18 protein-coding genes, 1 pseudogene and 1 riboswitch are annotated in these 16,799 nt (G+C 30.1%); all 19 genes and pseudogenes read left to right on the top strand.

What is annotated here, in order from left to right:
- The first annotated feature begins 231 nt into the window (after nucleotides 1-231).
- Nucleotides 232-831, top strand: a complete 600-nt coding sequence (locus CD032_RS04940) for a superoxide dismutase (protein WP_019469356.1) — start codon at nucleotides 232-234, stop codon at nucleotides 829-831.
- Nucleotides 832-951: 120 nt separating this feature from the next.
- Nucleotides 952-3,003 carry a peptidoglycan D,D-transpeptidase FtsI family protein gene (locus tag CD032_RS04935; RefSeq protein ID WP_071562264.1) on the top strand — a complete coding sequence of 684 codons (2,052 nt, stop codon included), beginning with the start codon at nucleotides 952-954 and terminating at the stop codon, nucleotides 3,001-3,003.
- A gap of 129 nt (nucleotides 3,004-3,132) precedes the next feature.
- On the top strand, nucleotides 3,133-3,282 hold the full coding sequence (gene rpmG / locus CD032_RS04930) for a 50S ribosomal protein L33 (protein ID WP_019469354.1): 150 nt from the start codon (nucleotides 3,133-3,135) through the stop codon (nucleotides 3,280-3,282).
- A 134-nt stretch (nucleotides 3,283-3,416) separates the two neighbouring features.
- Nucleotides 3,417-3,959, top strand: coding sequence for a 5-formyltetrahydrofolate cyclo-ligase (locus tag CD032_RS04925; RefSeq protein WP_019469353.1), 543 nt, complete (start codon nucleotides 3,417-3,419; stop codon nucleotides 3,957-3,959).
- Nucleotides 3,960-3,970: 11 nt separating this feature from the next.
- Nucleotides 3,971-5,422, top strand: a complete 1,452-nt coding sequence (locus tag CD032_RS04920) for a rhomboid family protein (protein ID WP_019469352.1) — start codon at nucleotides 3,971-3,973, stop codon at nucleotides 5,420-5,422.
- On the top strand, nucleotides 5,406-5,612 hold the full coding sequence (locus CD032_RS04915; RefSeq protein ID WP_019469351.1) for a YqgQ family protein: 207 nt from the start codon (nucleotides 5,406-5,408) through the stop codon (nucleotides 5,610-5,612). The genes CD032_RS04920 and CD032_RS04915 overlap by 17 nt, the downstream gene beginning before the upstream one ends.
- Nucleotides 5,613-5,920: 308 nt before the next feature.
- Nucleotides 5,921-6,907 (top strand): glucokinase, encoded by a 987-nt coding sequence (locus tag CD032_RS04910; protein WP_019469350.1) that lies wholly within the window; start codon nucleotides 5,921-5,923, stop codon nucleotides 6,905-6,907.
- Entirely contained in the window at nucleotides 6,907-7,230 is a 324-nt protein-coding gene (locus CD032_RS04905; RefSeq protein WP_019469349.1) for an MTH1187 family thiamine-binding protein, read from the top strand. The genes CD032_RS04910 and CD032_RS04905 overlap by 1 nt, the downstream gene beginning before the upstream one ends.
- Before the next feature lie 2 nt (nucleotides 7,231-7,232).
- Nucleotides 7,233-7,856 (top strand): MBL fold metallo-hydrolase, encoded by a 624-nt coding sequence (locus CD032_RS04900; RefSeq protein ID WP_019469348.1) that lies wholly within the window; start codon nucleotides 7,233-7,235, stop codon nucleotides 7,854-7,856.
- A gap of 59 nt (nucleotides 7,857-7,915) precedes the next feature.
- Nucleotides 7,916-8,890 (top strand): competence type IV pilus ATPase ComGA, encoded by a 975-nt coding sequence (gene comGA / locus CD032_RS04895; RefSeq protein WP_019469347.1) that lies wholly within the window; start codon nucleotides 7,916-7,918, stop codon nucleotides 8,888-8,890.
- Nucleotides 8,891-9,565: 675 nt separating this feature from the next.
- Nucleotides 9,566-9,928 (top strand): type II secretion system F family protein, encoded by a 363-nt coding sequence (locus CD032_RS13305; RefSeq protein ID WP_230620688.1) that lies wholly within the window; start codon nucleotides 9,566-9,568, stop codon nucleotides 9,926-9,928.
- Between the two features lie 19 nt (nucleotides 9,929-9,947).
- Entirely contained in the window at nucleotides 9,948-10,265 is a 318-nt protein-coding gene (gene comGC / locus CD032_RS04885) for a competence type IV pilus major pilin ComGC (RefSeq protein ID WP_040030035.1), read from the top strand.
- Entirely contained in the window at nucleotides 10,255-10,695 is a 441-nt protein-coding gene (comGD, locus tag CD032_RS04880; protein WP_019469345.1) for a competence type IV pilus minor pilin ComGD, read from the top strand. Before comGC ends, comGD begins: the two co-directional genes overlap by 11 nt.
- A gap of 251 nt (nucleotides 10,696-10,946) precedes the next feature.
- On the top strand, nucleotides 10,947-11,390 hold the full coding sequence (locus CD032_RS04870) for a ComGF family competence protein (protein WP_019469343.1): 444 nt from the start codon (nucleotides 10,947-10,949) through the stop codon (nucleotides 11,388-11,390).
- A 164-nt stretch (nucleotides 11,391-11,554) separates the two neighbouring features.
- On the top strand, nucleotides 11,555-12,079 hold the full coding sequence (locus CD032_RS04860) for a shikimate kinase (RefSeq protein ID WP_019469341.1): 525 nt from the start codon (nucleotides 11,555-11,557) through the stop codon (nucleotides 12,077-12,079).
- Nucleotides 12,066-12,163, top strand: a riboswitch (glycine riboswitch). Its footprint overlaps the gene before it by 14 nt.
- A 72-nt stretch (nucleotides 12,164-12,235) precedes the next feature.
- Nucleotides 12,236-13,327, top strand: a complete 1,092-nt coding sequence (gene gcvT, locus CD032_RS04855) for a glycine cleavage system aminomethyltransferase GcvT (RefSeq protein WP_019469340.1) — start codon at nucleotides 12,236-12,238, stop codon at nucleotides 13,325-13,327.
- A 17-nt stretch (nucleotides 13,328-13,344) separates the two neighbouring features.
- Nucleotides 13,345-14,697, top strand: coding sequence for an aminomethyl-transferring glycine dehydrogenase subunit GcvPA (gcvPA, locus tag CD032_RS04850; RefSeq protein ID WP_103211233.1), 1,353 nt, complete (start codon nucleotides 13,345-13,347; stop codon nucleotides 14,695-14,697).
- Nucleotides 14,684-16,159, top strand: coding sequence for an aminomethyl-transferring glycine dehydrogenase subunit GcvPB (gene gcvPB, locus CD032_RS04845; RefSeq protein WP_019469338.1), 1,476 nt, complete (start codon nucleotides 14,684-14,686; stop codon nucleotides 16,157-16,159). Before gcvPA ends, gcvPB begins: the two co-directional genes overlap by 14 nt.
- A 389-nt stretch (nucleotides 16,160-16,548) precedes the next feature.
- A pseudogene (locus CD032_RS04840) lies at nucleotides 16,549-16,799 on the top strand (transposase); the annotation flags it as partial.

Here is a 16,799-nt window from a genome sequence, read left to right as displayed (position 1 = left end):
TACAAAAAAGTTTCCTTCTAAACATAGGTCATTAGTCTGAATTATATTGAATTTTTAAAATACTTTGGCTATTATGTTTAAAATCCACTATTTTGAGATATAATAATAAAGGAACTAAAGATAACAAATATAATTTTATGACTTTTGAATAAGTTTGTAAGCATATTCATTGTTGTAATCATTTTTAGTTGTTATGCTTTATTTACAGATTAATTAGGAGGATGATTATTTATGGCTTTTGAATTACCAAACTTACCTTATGGTTCTGATGCATTAGAACCACATATTGATCAACAAACAATGGAAATTCATCACGACAAACATCATAACACTTATGTTACTAAATTAAATGCAGCAATTGAAGGTACTGATTTAGAGTCTAAATCAATTGAAGAAATTATTGCAAATTTAGACAGTGTACCAGAAGATATTCAAACAGCTGTTAGAAATAATGGCGGTGGACACTTAAACCACTCATTATTCTGGGAATTATTAACTCCAAACTCTGAAGAAAAAGGAACTGTAGTTGATAAAATTAAAGAACAATGGGGTTCTTTAGATGCATTTAAAGAAGAATTTGCAGATAAAGCTGCAGCTCGTTTTGGTTCAGGATGGGCTTGGCTAGTTGTTAATAATGGTAATTTAGAAATTGTTACAACTCCAAACCAAGATAACCCACTTACAGAAGGTAAAACACCAATCCTAGGCTTAGACGTTTGGGAACATGCTTATTATCTTAAATACCAAAACAAACGTCCAGAATATATTAGTGCTTTCTGGAACGTTGTAAATTGGGAAAAAGTTGATGAATTATATAACGCTGCTAAATAATTAAGCTTCTATTTTTGACGGCCTTACACAGGTCGTCGTTTTTTTATTTAAAATAATAGAAATCTGTGTCAATTTCATATATCATTTAAAGTGATCACTTTTGAATAGAGGTATGTTGTTTTGCTAAAAAGATTAAAGGAAAAATCAAACGATGAGAAAATAAGAAATACGATGAATAAAAGAATAAGCTTTGTGTTTGGTCTAATTGTATTTATTTTTGCGATTATTGTTTTACGATTAGGTTATTTGCAAATTGCGCAGGGCTCTCATTATAAGCAATTAATTAAAAACAGTGAAAATTTAACTGTTAATGAAGCTGTTCCAAGAGGGAGAATTCTCGATAGAAATGGTAAAGTCCTAGTAGATAATGCATCTAAAAAAGCCATTACCTTTTCTCGTGGAAGAAAAACATCGCAATCAGAGGTTTTAAAAATAGCTAATGATTTGTCAAAACTTATAAAAATGGATACTGATAAAATTACAGATCGAGATAAACAAGATTTTTGGATTTTAAAACATCCTAATAAAGCTGATGAATTAATGAAAAAAGAGCAATCATTATTAGACGATGGAAGTATTACTCAAGAACAATATGATGAAACATTACATAAAAAAATTGGAAAGAAACAATTTGATTCATTTTCTGATAAAGATTTACAAGTTTTAGCAATATTTAGAGAAATGATGTCTGGTTCTGCATTAGATCCTCAAATGATTAAAAACGAAGATGTTACAGATGAAGAATATGCTGCAGTGTCACAAAAACTTTCTGATTTACCAGGCGTTAATACTACGATGGATTGGGATCGAAAATATCCATATGATGATACATTACGCGGTATTTTTGGCGATGTCTCTACTACACAAGAAGGTATTCCAAAAGAATTAACAGAACAATATTTATCAAAAGGATATTCAAGAAATGATCGTGTAGGAAAATCTTATTTAGAATATCAATACGATAATATTCTCAAGGGTAAAAAGAAAGAAATGAAATACACAACAGATAAATCAGGAGAAGTCATTGATTCACAAGTAATTCATGAAGGATCACGTGGAGACGATCTTGTTTTAAGTATTGATATTGATTTACAAAAGAAAACAGAAGAGTATTTGGAAAAACAAATAAGCAAATTACGTAGTGAAGGTGCTAAAGATATGGACAATGCTTTAGTGGTTGTCCAAAATCCTAATAATGGTGATATTTTAGCAATGGCTGGGAAACAAATTGATAAAAATGGTGATTTAACTGATTATGATATCGGAACGTTCACGTCACAATACGCTGTTGGATCGTCTGTTAAAGGGGGAACATTACTAGCAGGTTACCAAAACGATGCCATTAATGTTGGTGAGAAAATGGTTGATGAACCATTAAAATTTGCAGGGGGTCTTTCTAAACGTTCATACTTCAACCAAGATGGTAAAGTAACGATTGATGATAAAGAAGCTTTAATGCATTCATCAAACGTATACATGTTTAAAACAGCATTAAAAATTGCTGGTTCCCCATACACACCAAACATGACATTGCCTACTGATATTTCAGAAGCAGGTCAAAAATTACGAAAAGGGCTAAATCAAGTTGGCTTAGGTGTTAAAACAGGTATCGATTTGCCAAATGAAACTGGGGGTCAGATAGAATCATTAACAGATAATCCAGGAAATTATTTAGATTTAGCAATTGGACAATATGATACTTATTCACCATTACAGTTATCACAATATGCTTCTACAATTGCAAATGATGGTTATAGAATTCAACCACATGTAGGTTTAGAAATTAGAAAAGCAACAAATAAAGACTCCTTAGGTCCAGTTAAACAGAAAGTAAAAGGCGATGTATTAAATAAAGTTAACAATACATCAGACCAAGTTAAGCAAGTACAAGAAGGGTTTAAAATGGCATTTAATGAAAAAGAAGGTACAGGCTATCAAAGTTTCAATGATACCGTTGTCCCTTCAGCTGGTAAAACTGGTACTGCAGAAGTATTCCAAGATGGTGAACCAAAAGTAAATTCAACTTATGTTGGTTATGCACCAATAGAAAATCCAAAATTAGCATTTTCAATTGTATATACGAATCAGCCTGTTCCAGAACCTTGGCTTAATGGTGGTGACTTAGGTCGCGATATAATTAACTATTATTTTAAGGAAAAAGATAAAAAGTAAACCATAAACAACCTATTTTCTCTTTAAAACCTATGGGTATGGTCTATATTAAAAAATAATACTTTTCAATTTTATAACTAAATGGTATGATAAATAAGTCGTATTTTGAAAAGGTAAGGAGGAATTAGCATGCGCGTAAACGTAACACTAGCTTGCACAGAATGTGGAGAAAGAAACTACATTACAACAAAAAATAAACGTACTAATCCTGAACGTATCGAAATGAAAAAACACTGTGCTCGTGATAACAAACATACTTTGCACCGTGAAACAAAATAATGAAAATTTTAACCAGATTCTAAAATTTGAATCTGGTTATTTTTTTTCAAAAATATATTGAAATAGCAGTATGATGACATAACATATTTTTATCGTTATAATAAAAGAGGATATAAAATGGGAAGGTGTCATATATGAGTAAACGTTCATTAAGAAAAGAAATAATAAAAAAGATGAAACAATTTTCCGAACAAGAGCAAAAATTATCTGCTGATCAATACTTAACACAACAATTATTGAATTTATCTGAATATAAATCAGCAAAACGTATTGGTATTGTGCTGTCAATGGCACATGAAGTCGATACTTATCCAATCATTTCAAAAATGCTAAATGATGATAAAAATGTATATGTACCAGAAACTGATTATAAAACCAAAACAATGTCATTTAAAGGTTTAGATGATTTATCGAATCTTGCACCTGACGATAAAGGAATTAATTATGTTACAAGTAATACAGAAATAACGAATGATTTAGATTTGTTAATAGTACCAGGTGTAGTATTCAATAACAAAGGCTACAGAATTGGTTATGGTGGGGGTTATTTTGATAAATTTTTATCACATCATCAACAGCCAACAATAAGTTTAATTTATGACTTCCAAATAAATGATTTTGAAATAGAAGCACATGATCAACCTGTGCAAAAATTAATTATAGCGGCTACGCATTAATGGAGGAAAAAATGATAACTGAAAAGCACTTTTGGAAGTCAATTTATACTTGGACAAAATATTTAAACTATCAAGTTGTACATCGTAATCAAGATGATTCTGAAATTTGGCTTGCAAATAAAAGAAAGCAATCTGTTGCAATATTTAAATTTGGTGCTAATTCTACACAAGAAGTTAGATTTGATAAAAGTAGAATTCAAGACCATGAAGAAGATATTATTACATTTTTAGGTTTCAAACCCCAAAATTATTATTTATATATTTACACTGATAAAACATTTACAAATGAAAATTTGGACGAACTAAAATCAGTTAAATTCAAAGTGAAGATTATTCGACAAGTTGAACATTTGGATAAAATAATGCCCAATTATTTAATGAAATTTATGTTTAACCGTAGTACGAAACATACAAAAGGTTTTTATAAGCAAAGAGCATTAAATAATAATCCTATTGAAAAACATATGCTTAAATTTGCGCCAGTTACATATTTATTAATTGTAATTAATATTATTATTTGGCTTTCGATGGTGCTATTTTTAAATCATTTTTCTGATTTGAAACTTTTAGATATTGGAGGTCTTGTACATTTTAACGTCGTTCATGGAGAATGGTACAGACTCATATCATCTATATTTTTACATTATAATTTTGAACATATATTAATGAATATGTTGAGTTTATTTATTTTTGGAAAAATAGTGGAAGCTATTGTTGGGCATTGGCGATTTTTAATTATTTATTTTGTTTCTGGCTTATTTGGTAATTTTGCTTCCTTATCTTTTAATACGGATACTGTTTCCGTTGGTGCAAGTGGTGCTATTTTTGGTTTAATTGGAGCCATTTTTGCGTTTATGTATATTGGTAAACAATTTAATCAAAAGTTAATTGGCCAATTATTGATTGTCCTAGTCATTTTAATTGGTGCTTCATTATTAATGCAAAATGTAAATATAGTAGCACATGTGGGTGGTTTCATTGGTGGTTTACTAATAACACTTATAGGATATTATTTTAAAATCAACCAAAATAAATTCTGGATTTTTCTAATTTTAATGATTGTTTTATTTATTGCAGCTCAAATTCGCATCTTTACGATTCAAGAGGATAATATTTATAATACAATCATTGAAAAGGAAATGAAGCATGGTAATTATAAAAGTGCTAAAGATATGGTACAACACACGGTAAATAAAAGTTATGCCGATGATGAAACATACTACCTAAAAGGATTAATTAATGCGACAACAGATTCAAAATCAGAAGGAATGGCAACATGGGAAAGAGGTTTAAGAAACTTTCCAGATTCTGCATTATTAAATTACAAACTAGCGGTAGCAAATAGATCTATCGATAACAAAGATAAAGCAAAAAAACATATTAAAGCTGCATTAAAAATAGATCCAACTAATCATGATTATATTAATTTAAATAAAGAATTGAGCGATGACAGTGATTCATGAGATTAATACATTTTATGATGTACAACAACTTTTAAAAAAATTTGGTTTTATCATTTACTTTAAGGATAAGTCAGATATTTATGAAATGATGGAACAAGAATTACATTCATTGTATGAATATAGTTTAATTACCAAAGATGATTATATTAAATCTAAATTAATTATTAATCAACGGAAAAATGAACGCTAATTTCTTGAATCATTATATGAGTAAGTGGTTTTTATAATATGGATACACACCATATTGGCAGTTTAAACAGTTAACAATCAATAGCCACATTTTTTGTTATTGATTATATAATATATCTTTATATTCGTTATCATTGCATTTGTGAAATGAAAAATATTAATATAGATATATATGTTTTATACAGAGAAAAAATATATTTTAAGGAAGAAGACAACTATTTTAACATGTAAAACATTAAAATAGACTGTTGATGAAATCAAGATTTAATTTAACATTCCTTAAAAATAAGAGAAGGATGAATAAAATACATGAAAAAAATTATCTTAGCAGCAGATATTGGTGGTACAACTTGTAAGCTAGGTATATTCGACCAACAATTAGAACAAATTGAGAAATGGTCTATAAAAACTGATACGTCAGATGTTACAGGTTATGCACTTTTGAAAAATGTTTATGAATCTTTCGTTGAACATGTCGATAATTCTGACTTTGTTTTTTCAGATGTGTTAGGTGTTGGTATTGGTGTACCAGGACCAGTGAATTTTGAAACAGGTGAGGTTAATGGTGCAGTTAACTTATATTGGAAAGAAACTGTTAATGTCAGAGAAATTTTCAAACAATTTGTAGAATGTCCTGTTTATGTTGATAATGATGCTAATGTTGCAGCGTTAGGTGAAAAGCACAAAGGTGCAGGACATGGTGCAGACGATGTAGTTGCAATCACATTAGGCACTGGTCTAGGTGGCGGTATTATTTCTAACGGAGAAATTGTGCACGGTCATAATGGCTCTGGTGCTGAAATTGGTCATTTTAGAGTTGACCATGATCAACGCTTTAAATGTAATTGTGGTAAATCAGGTTGTATTGAAACCGTTGCTTCCGCGACAGGTGTTGTTAATTTAGTGAATTTTTATTATCCTAAATTAACGTTTAAATCTTCGATACTTCAATTAATCAAAGATAATCAAGTTACCGCAAAAGCAGTATTTGATGCAGCGAAAGCTGGAGATCAATTCTGTATCTTTATTACGGAGCGTGTAGCTAATTATATTGCATATTTGTGCAGTATTATCAGCGTGACAAGTAACCCTAAATATATTGTTTTAGGTGGAGGAATGTCTACAGCTGGTTTGATTTTAATTGAAAATATAAAAACAGAGTATCATAATCTAACTTTTACACCAGCACAACAAGGAACAGAAATTGTTCAAGCTAAATTAGGTAATGATGCGGGCATTACTGGTGCTGCTGGCTTAATTTATACTTATATAATTGAAAAGGAAGGTGTGAAATAATGGCTATAGTAGATGTAGTAGTTATACCTGTGGGTACAGAAGGACCAAGTGTTAGCAAATATATTGCTGAGATACAAACGAAATTAAAAGAATTTAAAGCACAAGGTAAAATTGACTATCAATTAACACCAATGAATACCTTAATTGAAGGAGATTTGAAAGATTTATTTGAAGTCGTTCAAGCCATTCATGAATTACCTTTTGATAAAGGTATTGATAGAGTTTGTACGAATATCAGAATTGACGATAGAAGAGATAAATCTCGCAAAATGAATGATAAACTAAAATCAGTTCAAAATCATTTAGATAATGGAGGTCGCTAACAATGCAAATTTCTAGTTTAGCATTGGGCTTAGTTAAGACGAATACTTATTTTATTGAAAATGATAAGCATGTCATTATAGTTGATCCAGCGGCTGATTATGAATTAATTATAAAAAAATTAAACCAAATTAATAAACCTGTCATTGCAGTATTGTTAACACACGCTCATTTCGACCATATTGGTGCTTTAGATCAAATTGTTGATAAATATAAGGTGCCCGTTTATATGCATTACAGTGAATTTGATTTTTTAACTAATACTGATAAAAATGGTTCACAGAAATTTAAGCAATATGGATTAACGCCTGTCACAAGTCGCGTATCACCACAAAAGATTGATGAAGGTTCTATGGAAATTGAAAGCTTTAAATTCAAAGTAATTCATACGCCTGGACATTCGCCTGGTAGTTTATCTTTTATATTTGACGAATTTGCTGTAGTTGGTGATACTTTATTTAAACAAGGTATAGGAAGAACTGATTTATATAAAGGTGATTATGAAACATTAGTTGACTCGATATTAGATAAATTATTCAAGCTAGATGATGATTTACCTTTATTCCCAGGTCATGGGCCATATACAACGATTGAAGATGAACAACTTAATCCATACTTGCATGGTTAATTTAACTTTAGTAAGTAATATTAACACCTCCTACGTGTATTATTGTAGGAGGTGTTTTTTTGAAGTTACTCTTTAAAAACATTATTGATAAAGCTATTAATGAAAATGTATCAGATGTACATTTTATCCCTGACCAAAACAAAGTACACATTAAATTTAGGAAAAAAGAATATTTAAGCACTATAGAAACAGTTGAAGTTCATATTTATAGGAAATTGCTCACATATATGAAATATCAGGCTGGCTTAGATGTCTCAACACATAGCACTGCGCAAAGTGGAAGATATGCTTACAAACTCAAACAATTATATTATTTAAGAGTTTCAACTTTACCTTTATCTCTAGGATTTGAAAGTTGTGTAGTGAGAATTATACCTCAATACTTTCAAAATTCTGCAAAAGCACTTAGTATTAATCAATTATTTAAACTAGTTCATAAAAAACAAGGGTTAATACTGTTTAGCGGTCCGACGGGATCTGGAAAAAGTACATTAATGTATCAGCTCATAGTACACGCAAAGGAGCATTTAAATGTTAACATCATTACCGTAGAAGATCCTGTAGAGCGTTTAGTTGAGGGAATTACTCAAGTGTCTATCAACGAAAAAGCAGGTATTAATTACGCTAATTCTTTTAAGGCTATTTTGAGGTGTGATCCTGATATAATACTCATTGGTGAAATCAGGGATGCAATGATTGCTAAACAAGTAATTCATGCAAGTTTAAGTGGGCATTTAGTACTTTCAACGATACATTCAAATAATTGTAAAGGCGCATTGAGTAGATTATTAGAAATGGGCATTACGATTCAAGAACTGCGACAGACGGTATTAAGTATTATTAATCAGAGATTAGTAATCACTTCAAAGAATGAACGTTCTCTTATTTATGAACAATTAAACCGTGAAGATATAGACTTTTATTTTGAAAATCAACTTACACTTCCGAACACATTCAAAAATTTATCTTACAAGTTGCAAGAAATGGCAAAAGAAGGAGAAATTTGTGAAGAAACACTCAATAGATATCTTTAATACACCTCGATTTATGCTTATCAGCGAAAAGAATCAAATTGACTTACTTCAAAGATTACATGATTTACTTCAACATGGTTTCACATTATCGGAATCATTTAAATTTTTATTACAACATATAAAAATAAAATCACCCAAATTAGTTTCTTTGATTAATACGCGTCTAGATCAAGGTGCACAATGTTATGAAATCCTATTACTTCTAAAATATCCTAAAATTATTATCATGTTAATATATTTCTCAGAATTATTTAGTGAACTCACATCAACACTACCACATGCAAAAGACTATTTGATTCGAAATCACAAAGCAAAGCAACAACTAATTAGAACACTGCAATATCCCTTACTATTAATCACAATTTTTATAGGAATGTTAATAATTTTAAATCATACTATTATACCTGAATTTCAAGCATTCTATAATAGCTTTGATGTTGAAATATCAAAAACTCAATTAATCTTATCCTCTATATTAATATATCTACCTAAAGCATTGCTTATTATTACATTAATCTGCTTAATTTTTTCCTATTTATTTTATAAAATCATAAAAACATTATCGATTAACTTGAAGTACAGTATTATATTAAAAATCCCTATTTTACGTACTTTTTTAAATTTTATAAAACTTACAGACTTTCTACAGAATTTGCATTGTTTTACAAAAACGGCGTGACCTTACAATCAATCGTTGATATATATTCTAAGCAAAAAAACGACACATATTTAATTTACCTTGCTCGAAAATTAGCAACAGGTACACAAAGCGGTCATAAGTTAAGTGAGATTTTAAAAAAGATTTCTTGTTTTGAAGAAGGGTTGATTAATTTTATTGAGGAGGGTGAAAAGACAGGGAAACTAGACATAGAATTAAAATTATATAGCGAAATCATATTTACAAAAATTGAACGGTATTTACAATTAATAATTAAATTTATACAACCAATTATATTTATCATGCTAGGGATACTGATCATTTCCTTATATTTAGTCATAATGTTACCTATGTTCGATCTAATGCAAACGATTAAATAATAACATTTGGAGGTTTTTAATGAACAAAATAAAACAGTCTTTTAATAAGCGTGCATTTACTTTAATTGAAATGCTCCTTGTATTATTAATTATAAGCTTATTATTGATTTTGATTATACCCAATATTGCAAAACAATCTTCACATATTCAAAGTACTGGTTGCGAAGCACAAATAAAAATGATTGAAAGTCAAGTTGAAGAATTTACTCTAAAACATAATAAAAAACCACAGTCTATAGATGAACTGATTGCGGATGGCTATATCAAAGAAAATCAAAAAAAATGTAAATCAGGATCAACCATTACTATAAATAACGGTGAAGTAATTGCAAACTAGCAAAGCATTTACATATATAGAAATGCTATTAGTTATGGGTATCATTAGTGTCTTATTATTTATTCAAGTAAACCATCTATCAATAAACGATAAGAAAATTAATGAAAACAATAACTTTATGAATACTTTAATCATTCAACTAAATTATTTGAAATCTAAAGCGATTAAAGATGATAAATCTATAACACTCATATTTAACGACTATTCGAATAAAATCATTGTTAGAGAACAATCAACTGAAAATAAAGATATAAATTTTCCAATAAATACTTATATACATCCTAAAAGTAATTTAAAATATTTAACATTCAACAATAAAGGTAATACAAATAAATTTGGTAGTATTTTTTTATCAGTAGATAACGAATTATTTAAATTAATATTTCATATTGAAAAAGGAAGATTAAGATATGAGAAACAGAGGCATTAACGGTAGTATACTTATGGATGCATATATTGCTTTTGTTTGTATGCTTTTAATGTGCAGTGTTTTTTTGCCTATGATTTTACAATTAAATCATACTTTCAACGATAAAATTGACAGTTTAAACATGAAAAGAATAATATTATTAACGTTAAAACATAATGATCGTGAAAGTTTACTAAAAGGCATCGATATTGAAGGATACAAAATTAAATTAACCAATTCAAATTTATGTATAAGAAAAAAGGATCAAGTTAATGAAAAATGTTTTTACAAATAAATATTCAAGTTTTACTTACATTGAAGTATTATTTGCACTATTTATCACTTTATTGATATTTACAATGTTACCTTTGTTATATAAATCAATCTCCCCTGTAAAACATCAGTCTAATTTTGAATCATCCATTGACATAGAGTTTTTTTCTAGAGACTTAACCGAAGCACTATTGCAAAGAAATTCAACGGCAATAGAAATTGAAAAAAAGGGACGAATATTAAAATTCGACACAAGAGAAAATACTAATAGATATGAGTTCAAAAACAATAAGATTATCAAAACAATAAATAATACAGGAAACATAACTTTATTAAATAATGTAACAAATGCACAGTTCATATTATTAAAAAATAAACACATAAAATTAAAATTGAAAATGCATTATGAAGGAGGTACTTTTGAAAAAACAATTCAATTCTAATATAAACGGGTACATATACCCTTTTGTGATGGTTATTTATATGCTATATTTATCACTAATAGCAATATATTCTTCTCAATTTAATATTCAGCTAAAAACACTTGATAATATTGAGTCTTATTATGATAAACAAATTAAACTACAATTACAAAAGGAAGATATTTTTGAACAATAAAATTAAAACACCGCTTATTTTAATAGGTTTTATGGGTACAGGTAAAACAACATTAGGGAAATATATTGCACAACACAATCAATTAACTTTTGTAGATTTAGATGAATTTATAGTACAACAAGAAGAGAAAACAATACCAGAGATTTTTGAACAATTAGGTGAAAAAGGTTTTCGTAACTTGGAGTTTAAATACTTAAAAGAATGTGTTAATCAATTTGATGTCATTGCTACAGGTGGAGGCATCATCGAGGGCAATGATGCTTTTAACTTATTAATAGAACAAAAACATGTTGTATGGTTAGATTGTGATATAGAAATTCTATACGATAGAATTAAAAATGATAGCAACAGACCCAATGCAAATAATAAACCGCTTTTTAAACTAAAAAGCTTGTATTCAACTAGAGTTTCAAGATATAATGAAATCGCATTCATCAAAGTGAATAGTAATAAGTCGCTTCCAGTTACATATAAAAAAATATTGGAATCGATGAAAGCGAATGACCAGTATTAGAGAGAATGGTTAATAATTGATTTTAACCATCGCCGAAGGTGCAAGTTTAACGAAACTCTCAGGCAAAAGGATAATACTGAGACGCATTCCTGGATTTTTGACAGGGTAGGCTTAGTCTACTCTGTCTTTTTTAATACAATAATAGGGGGTTTAGCAATGGTAAATGAATTAAAACACACGCCACTTTATCAAAACTTCGTGGATCTTGGTGCAAAAATTGTTGAATTTGGTGGTTGGGCTATGCCAGTTCAATTTTCAAGTATTAAAGATGAGCACAATGCTGTAAGAACAAATATGGGCTTATTTGACGTAAGTCACATGGGAGAAATTTTAATAAAAAGTGCTGAAGCAGATCAATTAGTGCAATACTTACTTTCAAATGATACTGATAATTTAGACACAAAGAAAGCACAATATACAGCATTGTGTAACGAACAAGGCGGTATCATTGATGATTTAATTACCTATAAACTTAGTGAAAAAGAATATTTACTAGTCGTTAATGCTGGAAATACTGATAAAGACTTTGATTGGATGAAAAAACAAGCAGAAAATTTCGATGCTGAAGTTTTAAATGTTTCAACAGAATATGGGCAATTAGCTATACAAGGTCCAAAAGCACGTAATTTTGTTCAAGAACATGTGAATCAAGATGTATCACAGATGACTCCATTTGAATTCCTACAAGATGTTGAATTCTTTGGAAAAAATGTAATATTATCACAATCTGGTTATACAGGTGAAGATGGCTTCGAAATTTATTGTAAATCAGAAGATACACCATATCTATGGGAATCAATATTAGAATATGATGTGGAACCATGTGGTCTTGGTGCCAGAGATACATTAAGATTAGAGGCTGGTTTACCACTTCATGGACAAGATTTAAGTGAATCAATCACACCATATGAAGGTGGAATTGCATTTGCTGCTAAACCATTAATCGACGCTGATTTTATAGGTAAGAACGTGTTAAAAGATCAAAAAGAAAATGGTTCTAAGAGAAGAACAGTAGGAATTGAAATGATTGACAAAGGAATTCCACGAACTGGTTACACTGTTTATGATATCGATGGAAATGAAATTGGTGAAGTTACTTCAGGTACTCAATCTCCGTTAAGTGGTAAGTCTATTGGTTTAGCTATAATTGATAGAGATGCATTTGAAATGGGCAAGGAAGTTATAGTACAAATAAGAAAAAGACAAGCAAAAGCAAAAATTGTTAAGAAAAATCAAATTACTAAATAATTTAAAGGGGTGTTACTGTGAGTCATCGTTATATTCCATTAACAGATCAAGATAAAAATGAAATGCTTCAAACAATTGGCGCTGAATCGATCAGTGAATTATTTGGAGATGTTCCCAAAGACATTTTATTAAACAGAGAATTAGCTATTCCTGATGCTGAATCTGAAACCACATTAACTAAAAGGCTTAATAAAATTGCTAGTAAAAATATCACTAAAGAAACACATACTACATTTTTAGGTGCAGGTGTTTATGATCACTATGCACCAGCAGTTGTAGATGCAATGATCTCGCGTTCTGAATTTTATACTGCCTATACACCTTATCAACCCGAAATTTCACAAGGTGAGTTACAAGCTATCTTTGAATTTCAAACATTAATCTGTGAATTAACAGATATGGATATTGCCAACTCATCCATGTACGATGGTATGACAAGTTTTGCAGAAGCTTGTATTCTAGCATTTAACCAAACGCGTAAAAATAAAATTGTTGTTTCAAAAGGTATGCATTATCAAGCACTACATGTGTTACACACATATGTAAAAACACGCGAAGAATTTGAAGTTGTTGAAGTTGATTTAGATGGTACAATTACAGATTTAGAAAAACTTGAAAATGCAATTGATGATGATACTGCTGCTGTTGCAGTTCAATATCCAAATTTTTATGGTTCGATAGAGGATTTAGAAAAAATCCAATCATTTATCGAAAATAAAAAAGCATTATTCATTGTTTATACAAATCCAATCGCACTAGGCTTATTGACACCACCAGGTAGTTTTGGTGCAGATATTGTAGTGGGAGATACGCAACCATTTGGTATTCCAACACAGTTTGGTGGTCCTCATTGTGGTTTCTTTGCTACTACTAAGAAACTTATGAGAAAAACGCCTGGTAGACTAGTAGGACAAACTGAAGACCAAGATGGAAACCGTGGTTTTGTGTTAACACTTCAAGCACGTGAACAACATATAAGACGTGATAAAGCAACATCAAATATATGTTCAAATCAAGCATTAAACGCATTGGCTTCATCAATTTGTATGTCTGCTTTAGGAAAACAAGGTATCTATGATATTGCGGTTCAAAATTTTGAAAATGCAAACTATGCTAAAGAACAATTTAAACAACAAGGATTTGAAGTTAGTAATGGTACATCTTTTAATGAATTTGTTGTTAAATTTGATAAACCTGTTAAAGATGTAAACGATGCTTTAATTCAAGAAGACATCATAGGTGGATTTGATTTAAGCGAGATCGTAGAAAACTTCGACAATCACATGTTAATTGCAGTAACAGAATTACGAACGAAAGATGAAATTGATACATTTGTTAAGAAAGCAGGTGAAATAAATGGCAGTAAGTAAATCTAGTCCATTAATTTTTGAACGTTCTAAAGAAGGTCGCTATGCATACTCCTTACCAAAAAAAGAAATTGATAATGGGGCAGTTAATAAACTATTAGATGACAAATTTATCAGAAAAAATAAAGCTGAATTTCCTGAAGTAGCAGAACTAGATTTAGTGCGTCATTATACAGAGTTATCAAATAAAAACTTTGGTGTGGATTCAGGATTTTATCCGCTAGGATCATGTACCATGAAATATAATCCAAAGGTAAATGAGAAAATAGCAAGAATAACTGGATTTGCTGAATCACACCCACTACAAGATGAATCACAGGTACAAGGATCATTAGAGATTATTCATAGCTTACAAGAAGAACTTAAAGAAATAACTGGTATGGACGAAGTTACATTACAACCAGCTGCTGGTGCTCATGGAGAATGGACAGCACTTATGATTTTCAAAGCTTTTCATGAAAAAAATGGCGAAGGACACCGTAACGAAGTCATCGTTCCTGACTCTGCTCATGGTACAAACCCAGCTTCAGCGGCATTCGCTGGATTTAAAGCTGTTACAGTGAAATCTAATGAACGTGGAGAAGTTGATATAGAAGATTTAAAACGACTCGTTAATGAAAACACTGCTGCAATTATGCTTACAAATCCAAATACATTAGGTATCTTCGAACAAAACATCATGGATATTCGAAATATCGTACACGAAGCCGGTGGGTTATTGTACTATGATGGTGCTAATTTAAATGCAATTATGGACAAAGTTAGACCTGGAGATATGGGCTTTGATGCTGTTCACTTAAATTTACACAAAACATTTACTGGGCCACACGGTGGTGGTGGACCTGGTTCAGGACCAGTTGGTGTTAAAAAAGAACTTGCAAGTTTCTTACCAAAACCAATGGTCGTTAAAGAAAATGATGTGTATAAATATGATAATGATATCGAAAATTCAATCGGACGCGTTAAACCATTTTATGGTAACTTCGGTATTTATTTACGCGCTTACACATACATTAGAACTATGGGTAATAAAGGACTTGAAGAAGTTTCAGAAGCAGCAGTATTAAATGCAAACTATATTAAAGCAAGATTAAAAGAACATTTTGAAATCCCTTATGAACAATATTGTAAACATGAATTTGTTTTAAGTGGTTCAAAACAAAAAGAATATGGCGTACGAACGTTAGATATGGCAAAACGTTTACTTGACTTTGGCGTTCATCCACCTACTATTTATTTCCCATTAAATGTAGAAGAGGGTATGATGATTGAACCAACTGAAACAGAATCTAAAGAAACATTAGATTATTTCTGTGACACAATGATTGAAATAGCGAAAGAAGCAAAAGAAAACCCTGACAAAGTTTTAGAAGCACCTCATACAACGATTATTGATCGTTTAGATGAAACGAAAGCTGCTCGTCAACCAGTATTAAAATTTGAGAATTTAAGATCAGAAAAATAATTTTAATAGAACAAATCAAATAACTTTTGGTTTTAATAAACGAAAATAAGTATGAGACAGTAAACTCAAATAAAATAGAGGAGGCTGGGGCATAAATCCCCATTCTCAAAATAAGAGGACAAATCCTTAACAATGGATTTGTCCTCTTTATATTTAAAATCTTCCGATTTTGATCGTGCATGCTTGCTTGGGGATATAGCTCGAGACTGTAGTCTCTCGCTCATATCATTTCCCCGGGCGTCAGCACGTTACAAAATCAGTACAATTTGCATTTTTATTCAAAAAGTAAGACCCTTTCGTATAATTTAATAAACACTACTAAACCAAATTAACGAGGTGCCTTACTTATGTAAAAAAATTATAACTTGACTCAAATTATACGAATGTAATGTTTAAAATGTCCACTTAAAAATTTATGTATGAAAGCAATTCAAAAACTAATAAGAAGATAATAATGCATTTTAATTGAAAGTATTTTAAATCTCAAATTAATCAGCAACTTTCAGAACCAGAGACTAAAAAAAATCTACAGTCAAAGAAAAATTGATGTAGAACTAGTTTTTGGAGTTATGAAGGCTATTTTGGGTTTCACTCGAATGACAGTTCTAGGGATAGACAAAGTCAAAAGTGAATTAGGATT

The organism is Staphylococcus cohnii subsp. cohnii, from assembly GCF_002902365.1.
Lineage (GTDB): Bacteria > Bacillota > Bacilli > Staphylococcales > Staphylococcaceae > Staphylococcus > Staphylococcus cohnii.
The sequence above is the reverse complement of the archived record's forward strand: the minus strand, read 5'-3'. Positions and strand labels throughout refer to the sequence as shown.